The sequence below is a fragment of the Pseudoalteromonas sp. T1lg21 genome, from assembly GCF_002964625.1.
Classification (GTDB): domain Bacteria; phylum Pseudomonadota; class Gammaproteobacteria; order Enterobacterales; family Alteromonadaceae; genus Pseudoalteromonas; species Pseudoalteromonas gelatinilytica.
The window spans coordinates 350,128-368,922 of the sequence record NZ_PQBX01000004.1 but is presented as its reverse complement, the minus strand read 5'-3'; the positions used below and the strand labels follow the sequence as shown (position 1 = coordinate 368,922).

The following is an 18,795-nucleotide window of genomic DNA, read 5'->3' as shown; positions in this document are numbered from 1 at the left end:
GTTGCGAGTTGCGAGTTATCAAGATATTGAAGTGTTTGAAAGAGTAAAGCGAAAGCTTTACTCTTTTTTAGTTTCAATAACTATATAATTCACATTTTGAGTTAATTAAATTTATCAAAAAAACCTAAATTAATCTGAACATACGAGATATTATACTCGATGTTAAATGCATTCTAGTGATGTTGTAGGCCATATAGGCTCATTGTTATCGCAATACAAAACACCAAAATTAATGTTTGTGAGGTTATTAAATTTAAATTGAAGTTCTAGCCATTCTTTTTCAAACGTTACAGATATAAACGAGCCATAATCATCAACAGAAGGTTCAGAGTCTAGTTCGGTCTTAATAATTGATAAAACTTCGGCCATTGGCTTACCTATAAGTTGATAACCAAACAAAGCTGCACTTTTATTGTAAACTTCGATCCAGCCAAGACGATTATCATTGTCAATTTCAAAAGTCAGCTCCATTAAAAGCTGGTTAAACTGCAATCGCTTATTTTCTGAATCGGTGAAAAATACTTTATCAGGTACACCTAACGCAGAAACAGCTTGCGTCTCTGTAAGACCAAATTGAATTGTGTCGATTCCATGACCTAGTTTGATTTCCATTAATTGAATCCTTTTAAGCGAAAACAGGGTTTTATATGCAATTAGATATTCGGCTCAACATATCTAAGCCTTGGTTTTGGTTCAAAATAAACCAAGAAGTTATTATCGTCGTTCGCTAAATAGACTCTTAAAACCAACTCACCGCCCCACGCTTGAAAGGCAATTCTTGTAATTTCTTCTTTATAAATATGAAAGACTAACTCCGTTCCGTAAAATAACTTTACACTCACTGAGTTATTCATAAATGGTGAATGAGTAAATATTAATTTTTCGTTGTTCTCATAGGTCTTAATGAATGAGAATAGCCCTTCATCATGATCATATTCGCAAGAATAACCAAATCCTTTTTCAAAAAACTCTACTTCATCAGGAAACTCGTATGTCAATTTTACACCTTGCTACAACTGCAATTAATGTACAGTAAAGAGTTTTTGATTACGGGTAATTCTCTAGCTTTCATTAGCAAACAACCTAGCGTCTTCAAGTTGCCCTTCTGTACAAACCCACCGCCAATGAATGTCTTCAATCTTATTGCCTAGTATTGATAACTCTTTTTTTAAGCGGCTTCTATCTCTGGTAAGCCAAAACCAACCACTTATATTATATCTCACAAAAATAGTTACTTTCGTTTCTTTAAAACTCTCATGATTTAACGAGTCGTTATATAAATCAACTATGTCTTTCTGAATATTTTTGTCCATAAGGAAGTCATTTGCTTCATCAATTTTATTCTCAAACAAATCTAAATACTTCCAATATTCGATATAAGCTTTAACTAAAATAAGCTTAAGATCACTACCTGTCGGGGCATTCCTAGAAGCTTTTCTTGCAAACTCAAGCATTTCTTCGTTATCACCGCCCCACTTTTCAGATAAAGCAATGATCATGTGCATGTGTGCAGCCCAGTTATAAGGATCTCTAGCTATTGCTTCCTCATAATATTTAAATTTAAGTTCATCGCTATCTGAGTACCATGTAGCTACCATAATCAAGTATGCCCATGGTGTAGGATCCTCTGGTGTTTTATCTGCACATTCTAATAATACTTGCCTAGTTTTATCCAATCGCCTGAAAAACTCTTTCCATTGAGCTTCTGATATTTCAGCTCCACGACCATAGCCCCTTGCAGACCAAGACCATTGTAGTAAACGAGCACCATAACAAAGTAGAGCATCCCCGGAGTCTGGATGCGAATTTGTCCACTTATCTAAAGCTTGAGGAAACATTATTCGAGACATACTTACAGAATAAAAATAACGCTCCTCATGGCTATCTAATGTTTCAAATAACTTTTTAAGGTCACTGTATTGGTCAGGTTTATCTAAAACGTTGTAAGCTTTTATACATCCGTAAGCACATTGTCTACGTTTATTATTCTTATGTTTTCTATGGAAATACATCAACATAGATAAAATTGATAAAGCACACAAAATCAAAAAAATCATTCAAAATCCAAATTTAATAAATAAAGTTTAATGTAGTTTGTAAGTATTCAATGCCTACCAACAAACGCTAAAATCCAACTATGTTCTTCATCAGTTGATGTTTCTTTATTAACGAACTCTGATATTTCAGCTTTCATTGCTTCAAATTCACTAATACCCTCTTTTATGTTTGATAAGTGAGTTGTATGAAAGAAGCATCCGTAAATCCCACTCGTTAGGGTGTAAGGTGCATTAACACTATCTTTTTCTAAAGTTAGGCGAGCACCTTTTAAGTGCTCCTCGTCTTTAATTATTTCACCACTTTAAGAGCCTATCGTTCCTATGGTTTCTCCGTTATCGATTCCACTCCACATATCATACCTTGTAGTTTAGAAAATCAGCTTCGGGTAATAACAATATCGCATTTATACCCACCCATTTCGCTTTCTAAATTATCACTATTATATAAAGTATATTTACCGGGAACTGTGAAAAGAATCTCATTAAAACCATTAGCTTCCCAGCGAAAACCCATGGTTTCGGGGGTTAAGCTGACTAAACTTGTAGCTTTAAGCTGAGAAGTAGACATTAAACTTTTCATTTCTTTTGGAGCACTATCAACAACCAAAAATAACCATGTGCTATCAGGTTCACGATAAATAGCTAACTCTTTAAATGAGTTCTCTCCAAACATAATAGAGACGCTACCGTTTACGCTAATTTCATTAGGGCTACAGTCAAAATGCTTTGGTGAATAAGCCCAAACAGTTTCAGGCGATTCATTTTCTTGTATAGCAAAACAAGTAAATGAAACTAATAAAAATAGATACTTACTCAAAATCATCCTTAGCATCTGTTAACTACCTTTAGCCAGAAATAAAATAGATAGCTCAAGGTAAAGCTAATACTTTGCACCAATCACAATCCTTATAATGTTTGTAGATTGAACCATAGCTTATTGCGAAAGAAAAAGTCGGTCTCCTTCTATACATAGCTCGTTCTACGATACTACGCTAACACCTCACATTCGTCTTTGTAAAATTAACCTGCTATCTAGCTTTTAAATACCTCTAAAAAATACAGATTGTAAGAAGCTTTCAAGATCAGTTTGATTTGAATAATAGTCATCAATCTCACCCCAAACTTCGAAATTACTTAAGTTGAACCCGTCTTCTATATCATTGTAATAAAGACATCGCTTACCAATTATTGCAACTACCCAAAAGCCATTGCCCGCTTCACCAAATGGATACTAATTCCATTTTTCAAGCTCGTTTAGTTTAATTTGATTCCACAGGTTTCTTTCAACCAAAGACATGTTGAACTCAGCAATTTCTATAATGCCTTCTAAATGAGGTTTTGTGATAGGTTTCCAGTTACTCATAAGTTTCTATTTTAGGCGATTTAATACATTCCTAACGAATCACATAACCTTTTGATATTTAGTAATGATGAACTCAAAAAAGAGACCCTCAATTTGTGTTTGCCGAAAATATTTTAACGGCTAACAGACATATCGAAATTAAACAGACTTCAAAGATTATAAAAGACAAATTAGCTGCTTAAAGTAGCTAAAAGAATCGTTAAGGTGACTTGATCCGAGAAAGTGGATATGTGTTAGGTGTCGATTATTACGAAACCTTCGGCCCAATAATCTTTACCAAGTGGGTAACACGATATATAGAAACCACTTTCGTCACAAGCAGCGGGGTTAATCTTTGGAAAATCAATAAACCCAGGTTGCTCTTTTAGCCTTCCAACAGCAGCAATTGCCTCTTGCTCAGAAGCATAAATTCCGATTGTCTTTACACATTCATTGTTTTCAGAAATTATGTGTAAATGCTCGAGCAGGTATACTTTATCCATAGACACCTAACATTTAAATGGTGCGTTCATCGCGCATACTTTGCAGACTTAACGCCAATTATCTGGTTTCTATATTTTTAACAAATTCCCTAAATGATTACTACCACGAAGTTTTTTAAGACATCAAAATAAAATTATAAAAGTAATCAGATCGCAACGTTCACTTTCATTGATATATATGAAAAGAGCAGTTTAGCAATTGATTAAATATGATATTTTACCAATCCTAACAAACACTTTTTGCTCGCTAGAGTTCTAGGGAATTCACCTGATTAAGTATTGTGAACTTGCCAAAAAAACAAAAAGAGCATTGTATATAGCGATATAAATCACGCTTACAATGCTCTTTAAGACTATTTAAAAATAACGAGGGTTATTTTAGTGAGTCGTTGATTTCTTTTAGTGTTGCAACTGGGTTTGCAGATTGGGTGATTGGGCGGCCTACAACTAAATAGTCGCTGCCATCTTCAACGGCTTGTTTTGGTGTCATGATGCGCTTTTGATCGCCTGCATCGCTGCCCGCTGGGCGAATACCAGGGGTAACTAGTTTAAAGTCTGCGCCAAGTTCTGCTTTTAGCTTTTTCGCTTCTTGTGCTGAGCACACTACCCCATCAAGGCCTGATTCTTTAGCAAGCTTTGCTAGGTAAATTACTTGCTCTTCTGGTGTTTTATCTACACCCAAACGAGTAAGCTCTGCGGCATCCATACTGGTTAGTACAGTTACTGCAATCAGTAACGGTGCGTCATCACCAAACTGCGCTAAAGCTTGTTTTGCTTTGGTCATCATTTCAACGCCGCCAGAGGCGTGTACGTTAACCATCCATACACCCATTTTTGCAGCTGCTGTTACAGCTTTAGCCACTGTGTTTGGAATATCGTGAAATTTTAGGTCTAAAAATACATCAAAACCTAAGTCGATTAGTTCCTTAACAAAGCTAGGACCAAAATACGTGAACATTTCTTTGCCTACTTTAAGGCGACACGTATCAGGCGATAATTGCTTTACAAACGCAAGAGCTGTTTGTTGATCATCATAATCAAGGGCAATTAATACTTTTTTTGAATCTTCGACAGACATAACTTTCCTAAAAACTAATGGACTAATATGAATTAAAAACCGTCTATGCCACGGCTTGGAACAATTGTTTCCCAGTGCTTACAAGATGGACATACCCAATAAATGGTATGACTGGTAAAGCCACAGTGTTGGCACTGAAAATCAGGTTTGGTTGCGATATAAGACGTAACTAGCTTATCAATTTGATCGAGTACATCTTTAATATCGTTGTTTTGTTTAGCAAGTAGCTGTAATAAAAAGCTAAAGCCACGAATAGTCGGATGACGCTTTAAACTATCCGTTAAAAATTTGATTGCTTGCTCGATATGGCCTTGCTCAAGTAAAGCTTGGCAGTGTTTTATTTTTATTAATACACCACCTTTATCGAGCAGTTCATTCAGTAATTCGTAAAACTGATGCGTTAAATTAAGCTTTTGATAACTGAGCGCTAATTCTTCAATAAATACCGGCGCAAAAAACGTGAATTGGCTAATCAGCTCACGCCAATAGTAAATTGCTTTTACATAATCTTCTTTAGTGAAAGCACTGTGGCCAAGCTCATACAACGGGCGAATAGCTTTGTGGTTTAAGCTAATGGCTTTACGCATAATTTGCGTATCGTTATCTTGTAAGGCTGCTTCACAGTAAAAATTGGCAATCGCTTTTACATGCTGAGGTTTAGTGAACAACTCACTGTGGGCCTCGTACATGTTAATGCCCTTTTCCCATTCACGGGTTTGTGAATAAAGATTAATAATAGGCTCTAACGCTTCTTTATAGCCTGCCTTAACAAGCCATACTAAATGCTCTTCTGCACCATCTAACAAGCCTGCCATAATGTAATCTTCAGCAAGTTCTAAGCGGCTGGTTGCAGCTTGTTGCTCATCAAGACTTGGGTGCTTTAATAGCAGCTCATGAATTTTAATGGCGCGGTCAAGTTCGCCACGGCGGCGGAACATAGTTGCAAGCGTTGAATAGTGTTCAACTGAATCAGCGGCAACTTCGAGTAGATTAATAAGGTGCTCTAAGCCTTGGTCTTCTTCTCTGTCTAAGAGAAATTTAAGGCCTTTAGAATATTCAGAGGTAATTTGGCGATTAAGCTGATGAGCTTGGTTTTTAGCGCTGTTTTTACCCATTATCCAACCGTAACCGGCTGCAACGGGTAAAAGTAAAAACAGAAGCTCAATCATGATTAGGTGTCTTTATTAGCAACAAGCTTTTTATTGTTTTTTTCAGGCGCTAATTTCTTTTTTAAACGATAATTTTGCCACTTTAACTGAGAAAACAGTGTAAAGCTTATAAAACAACCAATTGCGACACCTAAAATAAAGCAGATACTTATTACAACAGCTAGGGGCAATGTATTACTCGCGATTAAATAATTGATTTGCACCAATTGTGGATTCTGTGAACCAAGTACAAACGCAATTAATAAACACAGCGCAATCAATACGATTTTTAATACCCTAAACAAGTAACTACTCCTGTATAAAACTAGGCAATACTCGCATTTACGCGGTCACGTAATTCTTTACCTGGTTTAAAATGTGGTACGTGCTTACCGTCTAACTCAACTGTTTCGCCAGTCTTTGGATTACGACCTGTGCGAGGAGAACGATAATGCAATGAGAAACTTCCAAAGCCACGGATCTCGATGCGATCTGAGCTAGATAATGAGCCGGCCATTTGTTCAAGAATTTCTTTAACGGCATTTTCAACATCTTTCACAGGGATGTGTGCGTGTTGCTCGGCAAGTTGTTCTATCAATTCTGACTTAGTCATAGCGTTTCCTTAAAGAGTGGTAAAGGAAGGGCAAAACTGCCCTTCCAATTTTAAAAGACTAGATATTAGTCTTTTTGAGCATTTTTGAATGCTGCAGCCATAGCGTTTTCGAACGCTGGCTCTTCTTTCTTAAGCTTCTCTAGTACTTCTTTCTCTTCTGCTTCGAAAAGAGCTTTAACAGATAAGCTTAAAGTGCGGTTCTTACGATCAACACCAACGTATTTCGCTTCGATTTCGTCGCCTACAGAAACTACAGTAGTAGCATCTTCAACGCGCTCTTGAGCGATATCAGCTACACGGATGTAACCTTCAACGCCTTCGATTAGCTCAACAGTTGCGCCTTTCGCATCAACTTCAGTCACTTTACCTTTAACAATAGCACCTTTTTTGTTTGCGTCCAGGTAGTTATTGAATGGGTCAGCTTCGATTTGTTTAACGCCTAGAGAGATACGCTCACGCTCTGGGTCAACTTGTAATACGATAGCAGTGATTTCGTCGCCTTTCTTGAATTCACGTACAGCTTCTTCGCCTGGCGTGTTCCAAGAAATGTCTGAAAGGTGAACAAGACCGTCAATACCGCCTTCAAGACCGATGAAGATACCGAAGTCAGTGATTGATTTGATCTTACCAGTAACTTGGTCGCCTTTGTTTTGTAGACGAGCAAATTCTTGCCATGGGTTAGCAATACATTGCTTAAGACCAAGAGAAATACGACGACGCTCTTCGTCGATTTCAAGAACCATAACTTCAACAGTGTCACCTAGTGAAACAACTTTTGAAGGGTGGATGTTCTTGTTAGTCCAATCCATTTCAGAAACGTGTACTAGACCTTCTACGCCTTCTTCGATTTCAACGAAACAACCGTAGTCAGTAAGGTTAGTTACACGACCAGAAAGCTTAGAACCTTCTGGGTAACGACCAGCGATAGCTGCCCATGGATCTTCGCCAAGTTGTTTAAGACCTAGAGATACACGAGTTTTATCTTTGTCGAATTTAAGAACTTTAACTGCGATTTCGTCGCCAACATTAACGATTTCTGAAGGGTGCTTAACACGCTTCCACGCCATGTCTGTGATGTGTAGTAGACCGTCAACACCACCAAGGTCAACGAACGCACCGTAGTCAGTAAGGTTCTTAACGATACCTTTAACTTCTTGACCTTCAACAAGGTTAGCAAGAAGCTCTTCACGCTCTTGTGAGTTTTCTGATTCGATAACTGCACGGCGAGAAACAACAACGTTGTTACGTTTTTGGTCAAGCTTGATTACTTTGAACTCAAGCTCTTTACCTTCAAGGTGAGTTGTGTCACGTACTGGACGAACATCAACAAGTGAACCAGGTAAGAATGCACGGATTGAATCAACTTCAACAGTGAAACCGCCTTTAACTTTACCGTTGATAACACCAGTAACAGTCTCTTGCTCTTCACATGCTTTTTCTAAGCGGATCCACGCTTCATGACGCTTCGCTTTCTCACGAGAAAGGATAGTTTCACCGAAACCGTCTTCGATTGCGTCTAAAGCTACATCTACTTCGTCGCCAACAGCAACTTCTAGTTCACCAGCAGCATTTTTGAATTGCTCAGCAGGGATTGCACTCTCAGATTTAAGACCAGCATCAACAAGTACGATGTTGTTCTCGATTGAGATAACTGTACCTTTAACGATAGAGCCTTGCTCTGCTTCAAAACCCTTTAGGCTTTCTTCAAATAACTGCGCAAAATTTTCTGACATTATACGTCTCTAAATAATTAAATAACCAATTAGCAACCATGCTGCATGGGGTTGTTAAAATAGCACTGGCTTCCTGCCGGCACCTTAATAAATTACTTTTAGCTTTTGGAAGCTTACCTGCAAGTACGGCTTCGTCGATTAAAGTTACAACTTTATCAAACACTTGCAATGCATTGAACTCGCTAGTATCGATTTCAATGGCGTCTTCTGCAGGAACAAGCGGCGCAACTTCACGTGTCATATCACGGTGATCGCGAGCTTTTATGTCCTCTAGTAGACCACTTAGTGTAACATCAAGACCGCGTTCGTTCAACTCAGCAAAGCGACGACGAGCACGCTCTTCAGCCGTTGCGGTTAAATAAATCTTTAATGGTGCATCTGGGAACACAACCGTGCCCATATCACGACCATCGGCAATTAGGCCGCTCTCAGTACGAAACGCACGTTGACGACGTAATAATGCTTCTCTCACCCGTGGTAATGCAGCAATTTTAGATGCCGCAGCACCGACTTCTTCATTACGAATTGTGGTTGTGACGTCTTCGCCTTCCAAGACAATTTTAGATGTGTGTGTTTGGCTATCGACCAAAAACTGTACATCTAAGTTTGCAGCTAGCGGCACTAGCGCATCTTCATTATCTAATTCAATTTGATGATGAAGCGCTGCAAGTGACAGCACACGATAAATCGCACCGCTGTCTAATACATCCCAACCTAATTTCTCGGCTAACAAGCGACAAACAGTTCCTTTACCTGAACCACTTGGGCCATCGATGGTGATTACGGGCATTGATAACGCCTGCATTTATAACCTCCTGCAATGCACACCAAAATAAAACCGCGACATTATACGCCAGTTCTTGAAATAGATCCGCATTTAGAATGTAACTTTTTATATTTTCTTCTGTTTTATTGACTTGAGACAGACTCTAGTACTTTGAAAAACGTTGGAAAAGTTTTGTATGTACACTTAGGATCGTTAATGGTTATTGGCTTTCCGCCAACGGCAACCATTGCAAAACACATGGCAATGCGGTGATCGTTATAGGTGTCAATCGCGACATCGTTGAATGTCTCAGGTGGTGTAATTTCGATGAAATCTTCCCCTTCAACAACCTCTGCACCGACTTTGCGAAGCTCAGTCGCCATGGCATACAAGCGATCTGTTTCTTTTACGCGCCAGTTATAAATGTTACGAATTGCTGTTTTACCTTTTGCGAATAACGCAACAGTGGCCAGCGTCATTGCCGCATCAGGAATTGCATTAGCATCAATATCCACTGCGTTCAGCTCGCCTTTACGAACCACCAGCTTTTCATCGTACCAATCAATTTTAGCGCCAACTTGCTCCATCACTTTGGCAAAACCAATGTCACCTTGAACTGATGCCGCACCTACTCCATTAATTTCTATTTCGCCGCCCGCTATTGCAGCCGCCGCAACAAAATAAGAGGCACTTGAAGCATCGCCTTCAACCATAATACGCTCAAGTGCTTGGTACTGCTGACAGCCTTTAACGTAAAATGTTTGGTAGTTATCATGGCTTACTGTCACACCAAAACGCTGCATTACATCAAGGGTAATATCAATGTAAGGCTTTGATACCAGCGTGCCTTTAATGGTAATTTCTGTGTCACCATTAAATAATGGCGCTGCCATTAATAGTGCAGTTAAGAACTGACTTGAAATACTGCCATCAATTTCAACTTGTCCACCATTGATTTTGCCGCCTTTAATGGCCAGTGGTGGATAGTCTTTATGTTTAAGGTATTCAACATCACCGCCAAGTGCTTGCAGAGCATCAACCAAATGGCCGATTGGGCGCTCTTCCATACGTGGCTCACCCACTAGCTGGTATTCGCCTTCTACCGCCGCTAACACCGCTGTAAGAGGACGATAAGCCGTACCAGCATTACCTAAGAACAGTGGCTCACTTGGCGTTTTGAATTGACCAGCAACACCTTCTACAGTTGCCACTGTTTTGTCTTCATTTAGCGTAACATTCACACCTAGCAGTTTTAACGCACCTAGCATGTGGCGAATATCATCACTGTCTAGTAGGTTTTCAACAACCGTTGTACCCTCTGCCAGTGCGGCTAGTAACAAGATACGGTTTGATAAGCTTTTTGAGCCAGGTAGTGTCACACTGCCATTTACTTTAGAGATAGGTTCAAGACGAAGCTGTTCCATAATTAGCTGTTCTCCTTGGCGAATTTATCCATAAAATCAACCAACGCTTGAACACCTTCAAGCGGCATCGCATTGTAGATACTCGCGCGCATGCCACCCACAATGCGGTGGCCTTCAAGGGCTAATAGGCCAGCTTCTTTTGATTCACTAATGAATTTATCATTCAGTGATTCATCATTTAGCCAAAACGGCACGTTCATACGTGAACGGCAATGTTTAGCAACTTTATTGCTATAAAACGCTGAACTATCAATAAAGTTATAAAGTAGTTCTGCTTTTGCGATGTTTTGCTCTTCCATCGCTTTAACGCCACCGTTTGCTTCAAGCCATTCGAACACTTCAGCAGCTAAGTACCACGCAAATGTCGGTGGTGTGTTATACATGCTGCCTTGTTTTGCTTCTAAGGCGTAATCAAGAATGCCCGGCTTTGCAAGACCTTCACGCTCAAGGAGCGTTTTACGAACAATAACAATCGATAAACCAGACGGGCCGATATTCTTTTGTGCACCCGCGTAAATTAAGTCGAACTGATTTACGTCAAACTCGCGCGATAAAATAGTCGATGACATATCAGCCACAATCGGTGCAGATGGGTGTTTAGGTACTTCAAAAATTTCTATGCCGTCGACAGTTTCATTCGGGCAATAGTGAATGTATGACGCATCCGCAGGTAATTCCCAGCTACTCGCTGGTTTTATAGAAAACTGGCCATTTTGCTGTTCATCATCACGTACATTAATGCTTTGAACAGTCGTGAATTTTGCAGCTTCTTCAGTGGCACCTTTAGACCATACACCGTTTTCACAGTACACAGCAGGCTTACCATCAAGATGAAGGTTCAAAGGAACCGCACTAAATTGACCACGGCCACCACCGTGCATAAATAACACTTCAAACTCATCGCTAATATTCATTAAGCGGCGTAAGCTTGCTTCACATTTGGCGGTTAGTGCTAAAAAGTCACTGCTGCGATGGCTGATTTCCATCACAGAAACACCTAAACCTTGCCAATCAATAAACTCTTTTTGTGCTTTTTGCATAACTGCCGGCGGTAACATTGCCGGTCCTGCACAAAAATTATATTTAGTCATTACTTTGCCTCATTCCAGTAATTATAGTGCGGATAAAAAAAGCGGCCGAAGCCGCTTTTTAAATCAATGTTATTCTGAAGGTGGGTTATCACCCGTTTCTTCAGTATTTGTATCGACTACTTCAACGGCCTCGCCTTCGATGGCTTCTAGCTCATCAACTTCGATTTCTTCGATACGTTGTAAACCAACTACTTGCTCTTCGTCAATAGTTCGTATCAAAATAACGCCCTGAGTATTACGACCAACCGTAGAAACCTCGTTTACACGCGTACGAACAAGTGTACCGCGATTAGAGATGATCATGATTTCGTCGTTTTCGTCAACTTGTACTGCACCAACCACAGCGCCATTACGCTCGCTTACTTTGATTGATACAACACCTTGTGTTGCACGGCTCTTCGATGGGTAATCTTCAAGTGCAGTACGCTTACCATAACCGTTTTCTGTCACAGTTAAGATTGCGCCATCTGACTTAGGTACGATTAACGACACAACGCGTTGGTCGTCAGCCATCTTAATACCACGAACACCTGTTGCTGTACGGCCCATTGGACGTACACCTTTGAAGCGGATTTCTGGGTTACCATTTTCATCTAGAACTGGGTTACCGTTTTCATCAACAACTTCTGATTCTTCTGCTTCTTTAAAGCGAACAACTTTACCAGCATCAGTGAATAGCATGATTTCATTCGTGCCATCAGTGATATCAACACCAATTAGGCTATCGCCTTCATTTAGGTTAACAGCGATGATACCGCTCGCACGTTGACGGCTGTATGCTGTAAGCGGTGTTTTCTTAACTGTACCAAATGCCGTTGCCATGAAGATGTATTTATCTTCTTCGTACTCGCGTACTGGTAAGATAGCAGTGATACGCTCATCAGCTTCAAGTGGTAATAAGTTAACAATTGGCTTACCACGCGCTGCACGGCTTGCTAATGGTAATTGATATACTTTCAACCAATATAAACGACCTGCCGTTGAGAAGCACAGAATTGTATCGTGAGTATTGGCAACTAATAGACGTTCGATGAAGTCTTCATCTTTCATCTTCGTTGCTGATTTACCTTTACCACCACGACGCTGTGCTTCGTAGTCAGTTAATGGTTGATACTTAACGTAACCTTCGTGAGAAAGCGTTACAACAACGTCTTCTTCATTGATTAGGTCTTCAAGGCTAATATCGTGAGCAGCTGCACTGATTTCAGTACGACGTTCGTCACCATATTGCTCTTTGATTTCTACTAGCTCGTCGCGGATAACTTCCATTAGACGCTCTGGGCTTGAAAGAATGTGTAAAAGCTCAGCAATTAGATCTAGAAGTGTTTGGTACTCGTCTAAGATCTTCTCGTGCTCAAGACCCGTTAATTTGTGTAAACGTAGGTCTAGAATAGCTTGTGCTTGTTGCTCAGATAAATAGTACTGACCGTCACGGATACCTAAATCAGCGGCTAACCAATCAGGACGTGCTACGTTATCTTCACCTGCTTTTTCAAGCATTGCTTTAACAGTACCTAGTTCCCAAGAACGTGCTGTTAATGCAGCTTTTGCTTCTGCTGGTGTTGGTGACTTACGAATAAGTTCGATAATTGGGTCGATATTCGCAAGGGCAATTGCTAAACCTTCAAGCGTATGAGCGCGGTCACGGGCTTTACGTAAATCAAATACTGTACGACGTGTTACCACTTCGCGGCGGTGAATGATAAACGCTTCAAGCATTTCTTTTAAGTTGAAACACTTAGGTTGGTTATTATCAAGTGCAACCATGTTCATACCAAACACAGTTTGTAACTGAGTTTGTGCATATAGGTTGTTTAAGATTACTTCACCAACATCACCACGTTTGATTTCGATAACGATACGCATACCGTCTTTATCTGATTCGTCACGTAGTGCGCTAATACCTTCAATCTTCTTATCTTTAACAAGCTCTGCGATCTTTTCGATAAGGCGTGCTTTGTTAACTTGATAAGGGATTTCGTGAACGATGATTGTTTCACGACCGGTTTTTTCGTCAACTTCGATTTCAGCACGAGCACGGATATATACCTTACCACGACCTGTAAGGTACGCTTGCTCAATGCCTTTTTTACCATTGATAATCGCCGCAGTCGGGAAATCCGGACCTGGGATATATTCAATAAGGTCAGCAATTGACATATCAGGGTTTTGAATAAGCGCTAAACAGCCATTGATAACTTCTGTTAAGTTATGAGGCGGAATGTTTGTTGCCATACCAACCGCGATACCTGAAGAACCGTTCACTAATAAGTTAGGTACTTTTGTAGGTAATACGTCAGGAATTTGCTCAGTACCATCGTAGTTAGGTACGTAATCAACCGTTTCTTTTTCTAAGTCAGCTAATAATTCATGTGACATTTTCGCCATACGGACTTCCGTATAACGCATTGCTGCCGCAGAGTCACCGTCAACAGAACCAAAGTTACCTTGGCCGTCAACAAGCATATAGCGTAATGAGAAAGGCTGCGCCATACGAACGATGGTGTCATATACCGCGCTGTCGCCATGTGGGTGGTATTTACCGATTACATCACCAACAACACGTGCTGATTTCTTGTAAGGTTTATTCCAATCATTATTGAGTTCGTTCATTGCGAATAAAACGCGGCGGTGAACTGGCTTTAAGCCGTCACGTACGTCTGGCAATGCACGTCCTACGATTACACTCATTGCATAATCTAAGTAGGAATTTTTTAATTCATCTTCAATATTGACTGGCAGAATTTCATTGGCGAGATCAGTCATTTGATTTCACATTCCTTCAGTATTGACTCATTAAGAGGCAAACCGCCGTCTTAAGAGCTTTAGTTATTATTTCCAGACCATGCTATCACAATTTATTTAGATTTACAGGCGCTAAATCTTTGCGATTTATTAATTTCCCCCTATATAATGGCCTCAGATTAACGAGGAAGTTTTTTATGACCGAGCATCAAAATGTAGATAATGCAGAAATTGCAAAGTTTGAAGCCATCGCTGAACGTTGGTGGGACCGCGACGGAGAGTTCAAACCCCTTCATGAAATAAATCCTCTGCGTTTGGATTTTGTCGCTGATAAAGTGGGCGGCTTATTTGATAAGGAAACTTTAGATGTTGGCTGTGGTGGCGGCATTTTAAGTGAAAGTATGGCGCGTATGGGCGCAAAAGTAACCGGCATCGATATGGGCCAAGAGCCTTTAACCGTTGCTAAATTACATAGTTTAGAAACAGGCGTGCCTGTTGACTATATAAAGGTACCTGCAGAACAGTTTGCTGCTGAGCACCCTGCTCGCTTTGATGTTGTGACCTGTATGGAAATGCTTGAGCATGTTCCAGATCCAGCTTCTATTATCCGCGCTGTCGCTGAGCTTGCTAAACCGGGCGCCGATGTGTTTTTCTCAACACTAAATAAAACACCAAAAGCTTATTTGTTTGCCATCGTAGGTGCTGAAAAGCTATTAAAAATGGTGCCTGAAGGTACCCATGACCACAAAAAGTTTATCAAACCTGCACAACTTATTGCGTGGGCTGAAGAAGCGGGTCTAAAAGTAAGAGCCAGTACTGGCCTTAACTACAACCCATTTTCAAAGCAATACAGCTTAAATGATGATGTAAGTGTTAATTACATCCTCCACTTTGAGAAACTAGCCTGATGAGTGGTGTGCAAGCACCCTCTATCGATTTTGATGCTTTTATCTTTGATTTGGATGGCACACTACTCGATACCGCGGATGACTTAGGTGGTGCATTAAACCGAGTGTTAGCAGACGCCAATGTGGCGCCTGTTGCTGAGCATGTTTATCGCCCTGCTGCTTCTAACGGTGCAAATGCATTATTAGAAGTGGGCTTTGGTGATAAATGGCCTGAACTTGAACAGCTCGCCTTGCGCCAGCAGCTTCTTGACTACTACGCCGAAGATATTGCTGTACACAGTAAATGTTTCAATGGCATAGAACAGCTTTTAATTGCACTTGAGCAAAACAATATTAAGTGGGGCATTATGACCAATAAGCCCGGCTTTTTAACTGAACCTTTAGTGCAAGCAATCCCGTCATTAAGTAATGCCCAGGCTGTTGTCAGTGGTGATACATTAGCTGTGGCAAAACCATCGCCGGATCCACTTCTCCATACCGCTGAAATCTTAGAGGTTGATCCGAGCCGTTGTTTATATATCGGTGATGCTGAGCGTGATATTCAAGCGGCAAAGGCTGCGAATATGTACAGCGCCACGGCGTTATGGGGTTACATACCCAGTGTCGACGCTGCGCTTGGCTGGCAAGCGGATTTTAATTGGCACTCGCCAATTGATGGCTTTAACCATATATAGTGTTATTTAATATCTAAAACACCATATATTGTGATCTGATTTACTTTTGAACATTCTTTGATGATAAAAAAAACAGTCAAAATTTATTTTTAATTACGGTAAATTTTCTGGATCTTTTGTTGATTTCTACAAATTTCGTCGTCTATGAATGTTCAAAGGTTAATGGTTACTAACACAAAGCGTTTATCCAATAGTTATCCACAAAATGGGGCAATTCTATCCCTTGCAAAACAGCGCAGACCACACTATCTTGTGATCTGCAATTTAAACAACACCAGATATTGTGGCTAAATGTTATTCAATTAGTTCTCTGGTGTTTAATAATAATAATTACATAAAGAATACCTTTGTCTTTACAACTATAATTTCCCAAGGAATACAGGCAAAACTATGAACCAACAGCTATCTGTAAGCAAACGTGACGGCCGTAAAGAGTCACTTGATCTAGATAAGATCCATCGCGTGATCGCTTGGGCCGCAGAAGGTCTTGATAATGTGTCTGTCTCACAAGTTGAATTAAAATCTCATATTCAATTTTATGACGGCATTCGCACCGACGACATTCATGAAACTATCATCAAAGCTGCAGCTGATCAGATCTCTAAAGATACGCCTGATTACCAGTACCTTGCTGCTCGCTTAGCTGTATTCCATTTACGTAAAAAAGCATATGGCCAATTTGAGCCACCACGCTTATACGATCACATCACGAAATTAGTTGAAGACAAGCGTTATGATCAACACCTATTAGTTGATTATACCGAGCAAGAAATTGACGAGTTAGATGCTTACATCGATCACAACCGTGACTTAAACTTCAGCTACGCTGCTGTTAAGCAACTTGAAGGTAAGTATTTAGTTCAAAACCGTGTTACTGGCGAAATTTACGAAAGTGCACAGTTTTTATATATCTTAGTGGCTGCAAGCTTATTCTCTGATTATCCAAAAGAGACACGTCTTGATTACATCAAGCGTTTTTACGATGCAGTATCGACATTCAAGATTTCATTACCAACACCAATTATGGCAGGTGTACGTACGCCAACACGTCAGTTCAGTTCATGTGTATTAATTGAATGTGGTGATAGCCTAGATTCTATCAATGCAACATCGTCTGCGATTGTTAAGTATGTTTCACAACGTGCAGGTATTGGTATTAATGCCGGTCGCATTCGTGCGCTAGGTAGCCCAATTCGTAACGGCGAAGCGTACCACACTGGCTGTATCCCGTTTTATAAACACTTCCAAACAGCAGTTAAAAGCTGTTCTCAAGGTGGTGTACGTGGCGGCGCAGCAACCCTATTCTACCCACTATGGCACTTAGAAGTTGAAAACTTACTTGTGCTTAAGAATAACCGTGGTGTTGAAGACAACCGTGTTCGTCACCTTGACTACGGTGTACAGTTCAACAAATTAATGTATAGCCGTTTAATCAAAGACGATTACATCACATTATTTAGCCCGTCAGATGTACCGGGGTTATACGATGCGTTCTTTGAAGATCAAGCCAAATTTGATGAGCTATATGTTAAGTACGAACAAGATGAGTCTATTCGTAAAAAGCGTATTAAAGCGATTGAGTTATTCTCAATGTTCGCACAAGAGCGTGCGAGCACAGGTCGTATCTACTTACAAAACGTTGACCACTGTAATACGCACAGCCCGTTCATCTCGACTGTGGCGCCAATTCGTCAATCTAACTTATGTTTAGAGATTGCATTACCGACTAAGCCGCTAAGCAATGTAATGGATGAAGAAGGTGAAATTGCACTATGTACGCTTTCAGCGTTTAACTTAGGTGCTATTGAGTCATTAGATGAATTAGAAGAGCTTGCTGAACTTGCTGTTCGTGCCCTTGATAACTTACTTGATTTCCAAGATTACCCTGTTCCTGCAGCTAAAAACGCAACAATGGGTCGTCGTACGCTAGGTATCGGTGTAATCAACTTTGCTTACTACTTAGCGAAGAATGGTAAGCGTTACTCAGATGGCAGCGCAAACGCACTAACTCACAAAACATTTGAAGCAATTCAATATTATCTAATGAAAGCATCAAATGAGTTAGCAAAAGAGCGCGGTGCGTGTCCTAAATTTAACGAGACAACGTATTCTCAAGGCATTATGCCAACAGATACTTACAAACGTGACCTAGATCAGTTCTGTAATGAACCACTTCACTTAGATTGGGATTCATTACGTGCAAGCATTCAAGAGCACGGTATGCGTAACTCAACGCTATCTGCCCTTATGCCTTCAGAGACATCATCACAAATCTCTAACGCAACAAATGGTATTGAGCCACCACGTGGTCATATCAGCGTTAAAGCAAGTAAAGATGGTATCTTAAAGCAAGTAGTGCCAGATTATGAAAATCTGAAAGATAACTACGAGCTACTGTGGGATATTCCTTCAAACGATGGTTACCTACAACTTGTTGGTATTATGCAAAAGTTCGTTGACCAAACGATTTCTGCTAACACGAACTATGATCCATCTAAGTACGAAGGCGGTAAAGTACCTATGAAGGTGCTATTAAAAGACCTACTGACTGCTTACAAACTTGGTGTTAAAACCCTGTACTATCACAACACGCGTGACGGTGCATCGGATGCTCAAGATGAGCTAACACCAGAGGTGGAAGATGATGGTTGTGCAGGCGGCGCTTGTAAAATCTAATTAAATTAATAACATAACAAAAGCGGGCTCATTAGCC

General features: G+C 40.2%; 17 protein-coding genes and 1 pseudogene. 3 read left to right on the top strand and 15 right to left on the bottom strand.

Annotated features, from left to right (window positions below; genetic code table 11):
* Positions 1-162 precede the first annotated feature (162 nt).
* The 15 genes and pseudogenes from C2M25_RS04180 to gyrA all read right to left on the bottom strand — a co-directional run bounded on the left by C2M25_RS04180 (position 163) and on the right by gyrA (position 14,521).
* Positions 163-612: a hypothetical protein gene (locus C2M25_RS04180; RefSeq protein ID WP_105180474.1), complete on the bottom strand. Its 450-nt coding sequence runs from the start codon at positions 610-612 to the stop codon at positions 163-165.
* 41 nt (positions 613-653) lie between these two features.
* A complete protein-coding gene (locus C2M25_RS04175) occupies positions 654-998 on the bottom strand; it encodes a hypothetical protein (protein WP_062564451.1) in 345 nt (114 codons plus the stop codon).
* Between the two features lie 63 nt (positions 999-1,061).
* Positions 1,062-2,057 (bottom strand): hypothetical protein, encoded by a 996-nt coding sequence (locus tag C2M25_RS04170; protein ID WP_105180473.1) that lies wholly within the window; start codon positions 2,055-2,057, stop codon positions 1,062-1,064.
* A gap of 376 nt (positions 2,058-2,433) precedes the next feature.
* Positions 2,434-2,874, bottom strand: a complete 441-nt coding sequence (locus tag C2M25_RS04165; RefSeq protein ID WP_158679672.1) for a hypothetical protein — start codon at positions 2,872-2,874, stop codon at positions 2,434-2,436.
* A 414-nt stretch (positions 2,875-3,288) separates the two neighbouring features.
* Positions 3,289-3,420 carry a hypothetical protein gene (locus C2M25_RS22165; RefSeq protein ID WP_267894684.1) on the bottom strand — a complete coding sequence of 44 codons (132 nt, stop codon included), beginning with the start codon at positions 3,418-3,420 and terminating at the stop codon, positions 3,289-3,291.
* Between the two features lie 233 nt (positions 3,421-3,653).
* Positions 3,654-3,902 carry a serine kinase gene (locus C2M25_RS04160; protein WP_105180471.1) on the bottom strand — a complete coding sequence of 83 codons (249 nt, stop codon included), beginning with the start codon at positions 3,900-3,902 and terminating at the stop codon, positions 3,654-3,656.
* Positions 3,903-4,275: 373 nt separating this feature from the next.
* Complete coding sequence (gene pyrF, locus C2M25_RS04155) at positions 4,276-4,980, bottom strand: orotidine-5'-phosphate decarboxylase (RefSeq protein ID WP_105180470.1); 705 nt, start codon at positions 4,978-4,980, stop codon at positions 4,276-4,278.
* 32 nt (positions 4,981-5,012) lie between these two features.
* The gene (gene lapB, locus C2M25_RS04150; RefSeq protein ID WP_058585078.1) at positions 5,013-6,149 is read right to left on the bottom strand and encodes a lipopolysaccharide assembly protein LapB; all 1,137 of its coding nucleotides are present in this window, start codon (positions 6,147-6,149) and stop codon (positions 5,013-5,015) included.
* A gap of 2 nt (positions 6,150-6,151) precedes the next feature.
* Positions 6,152-6,433: a lipopolysaccharide assembly protein LapA domain-containing protein gene (locus tag C2M25_RS04145; protein WP_105180469.1), complete on the bottom strand. Its 282-nt coding sequence runs from the start codon at positions 6,431-6,433 to the stop codon at positions 6,152-6,154.
* Positions 6,434-6,453: 20 nt separating this feature from the next.
* Positions 6,454-6,741, bottom strand: a complete 288-nt coding sequence (gene ihfB / locus C2M25_RS04140; RefSeq protein ID WP_036968575.1) for an integration host factor subunit beta — start codon at positions 6,739-6,741, stop codon at positions 6,454-6,456.
* 65 nt (positions 6,742-6,806) lie between these two features.
* Positions 6,807-8,474 carry a 30S ribosomal protein S1 gene (rpsA, locus tag C2M25_RS04135; RefSeq protein ID WP_063705479.1) on the bottom strand — a complete coding sequence of 556 codons (1,668 nt, stop codon included), beginning with the start codon at positions 8,472-8,474 and terminating at the stop codon, positions 6,807-6,809.
* 103 nt (positions 8,475-8,577) lie between these two features.
* Positions 8,578-9,279, bottom strand: a pseudogene (gene cmk, locus C2M25_RS04130) ((d)CMP kinase); the annotation flags it as partial.
* Positions 9,280-9,383: 104 nt separating this feature from the next.
* The gene (gene aroA / locus C2M25_RS04125) at positions 9,384-10,664 is read right to left on the bottom strand and encodes a 3-phosphoshikimate 1-carboxyvinyltransferase (protein ID WP_105180467.1); all 1,281 of its coding nucleotides are present in this window, start codon (positions 10,662-10,664) and stop codon (positions 9,384-9,386) included.
* Positions 10,665-10,666: 2 nt separating this feature from the next.
* The gene (serC, locus tag C2M25_RS04120; RefSeq protein ID WP_105180466.1) at positions 10,667-11,755 is read right to left on the bottom strand and encodes a 3-phosphoserine/phosphohydroxythreonine transaminase; all 1,089 of its coding nucleotides are present in this window, start codon (positions 11,753-11,755) and stop codon (positions 10,667-10,669) included.
* 69 nt (positions 11,756-11,824) lie between these two features.
* Positions 11,825-14,521 carry a DNA topoisomerase (ATP-hydrolyzing) subunit A gene (gyrA, locus tag C2M25_RS04115; RefSeq protein WP_063705490.1) on the bottom strand — a complete coding sequence of 899 codons (2,697 nt, stop codon included), beginning with the start codon at positions 14,519-14,521 and terminating at the stop codon, positions 11,825-11,827.
* Between the two features lie 176 nt (positions 14,522-14,697).
* Between gyrA and ubiG the strand changes: the two genes are divergently transcribed.
* From ubiG to nrdA, 3 genes are all read left to right on the top strand, one after another.
* Positions 14,698-15,408, top strand: coding sequence for a bifunctional 2-polyprenyl-6-hydroxyphenol methylase/3-demethylubiquinol 3-O-methyltransferase UbiG (gene ubiG, locus C2M25_RS04110; protein ID WP_105174078.1), 711 nt, complete (start codon positions 14,698-14,700; stop codon positions 15,406-15,408).
* Positions 15,408-16,082, top strand: coding sequence for an HAD family hydrolase (locus C2M25_RS04105; RefSeq protein ID WP_105180465.1), 675 nt, complete (start codon positions 15,408-15,410; stop codon positions 16,080-16,082). The genes ubiG and C2M25_RS04105 overlap by 1 nt, the downstream gene beginning before the upstream one ends.
* A 390-nt stretch (positions 16,083-16,472) precedes the next feature.
* Entirely contained in the window at positions 16,473-18,758 is a 2,286-nt protein-coding gene (gene nrdA, locus C2M25_RS04100) for a class 1a ribonucleoside-diphosphate reductase subunit alpha (protein ID WP_063705499.1), read from the top strand.
* The last annotated feature ends 37 nt before the right edge of the window (positions 18,759-18,795 follow it).

What these genes read in the sequence shown, in the direction of transcription:
- C2M25_RS04180 (WP_105180474.1), bottom strand. Translation starts at nt 612, where the DNA reads ATGGAAATCAAACTAGGTCATGGAATCGACACAATTCAATTTGGTCTT.
- C2M25_RS04170 (WP_105180473.1), bottom strand. Translation starts at nt 2,057, where the DNA reads ATGATTTTTTTGATTTTGTGTGCTTTATCAATTTTATCTATGTTGATG.
- C2M25_RS22165 (WP_267894684.1), bottom strand. Translation starts at nt 3,420, where the DNA reads ATGAGTAACTGGAAACCTATCACAAAACCTCATTTAGAAGGCATTATA.
- C2M25_RS04160 (WP_105180471.1), bottom strand. Translation starts at nt 3,902, where the DNA reads ATGGATAAAGTATACCTGCTCGAGCATTTACACATAATTTCTGAAAAC.
- pyrF (WP_105180470.1), bottom strand. Translation starts at nt 4,980, where the DNA reads ATGTCTGTCGAAGATTCAAAAAAAGTATTAATTGCCCTTGATTATGAT.
- lapB (WP_058585078.1), bottom strand. Translation starts at nt 6,149, where the DNA reads ATGATTGAGCTTCTGTTTTTACTTTTACCCGTTGCAGCCGGTTACGGT.
- ihfB (WP_036968575.1), bottom strand. Translation starts at nt 6,741, where the DNA reads ATGACTAAGTCAGAATTGATAGAACAACTTGCCGAGCAACACGCACAC.
- rpsA (WP_063705479.1), bottom strand. Translation starts at nt 8,474, where the DNA reads ATGTCAGAAAATTTTGCGCAGTTATTTGAAGAAAGCCTAAAGGGTTTT.
- aroA (WP_105180467.1), bottom strand. Translation starts at nt 10,664, where the DNA reads ATGGAACAGCTTCGTCTTGAACCTATCTCTAAAGTAAATGGCAGTGTG.
- serC (WP_105180466.1), bottom strand. Translation starts at nt 11,755, where the DNA reads ATGACTAAATATAATTTTTGTGCAGGACCGGCAATGTTACCGCCGGCA.
- gyrA (WP_063705490.1), bottom strand. Translation starts at nt 14,521, where the DNA reads ATGACTGATCTCGCCAATGAAATTCTGCCAGTCAATATTGAAGATGAA.
- ubiG (WP_105174078.1), top strand. Translation starts at nt 14,698, where the DNA reads ATGACCGAGCATCAAAATGTAGATAATGCAGAAATTGCAAAGTTTGAA.
- C2M25_RS04105 (WP_105180465.1), top strand. Translation starts at nt 15,408, where the DNA reads ATGAGTGGTGTGCAAGCACCCTCTATCGATTTTGATGCTTTTATCTTT.
- nrdA (WP_063705499.1), top strand. Translation starts at nt 16,473, where the DNA reads ATGAACCAACAGCTATCTGTAAGCAAACGTGACGGCCGTAAAGAGTCA.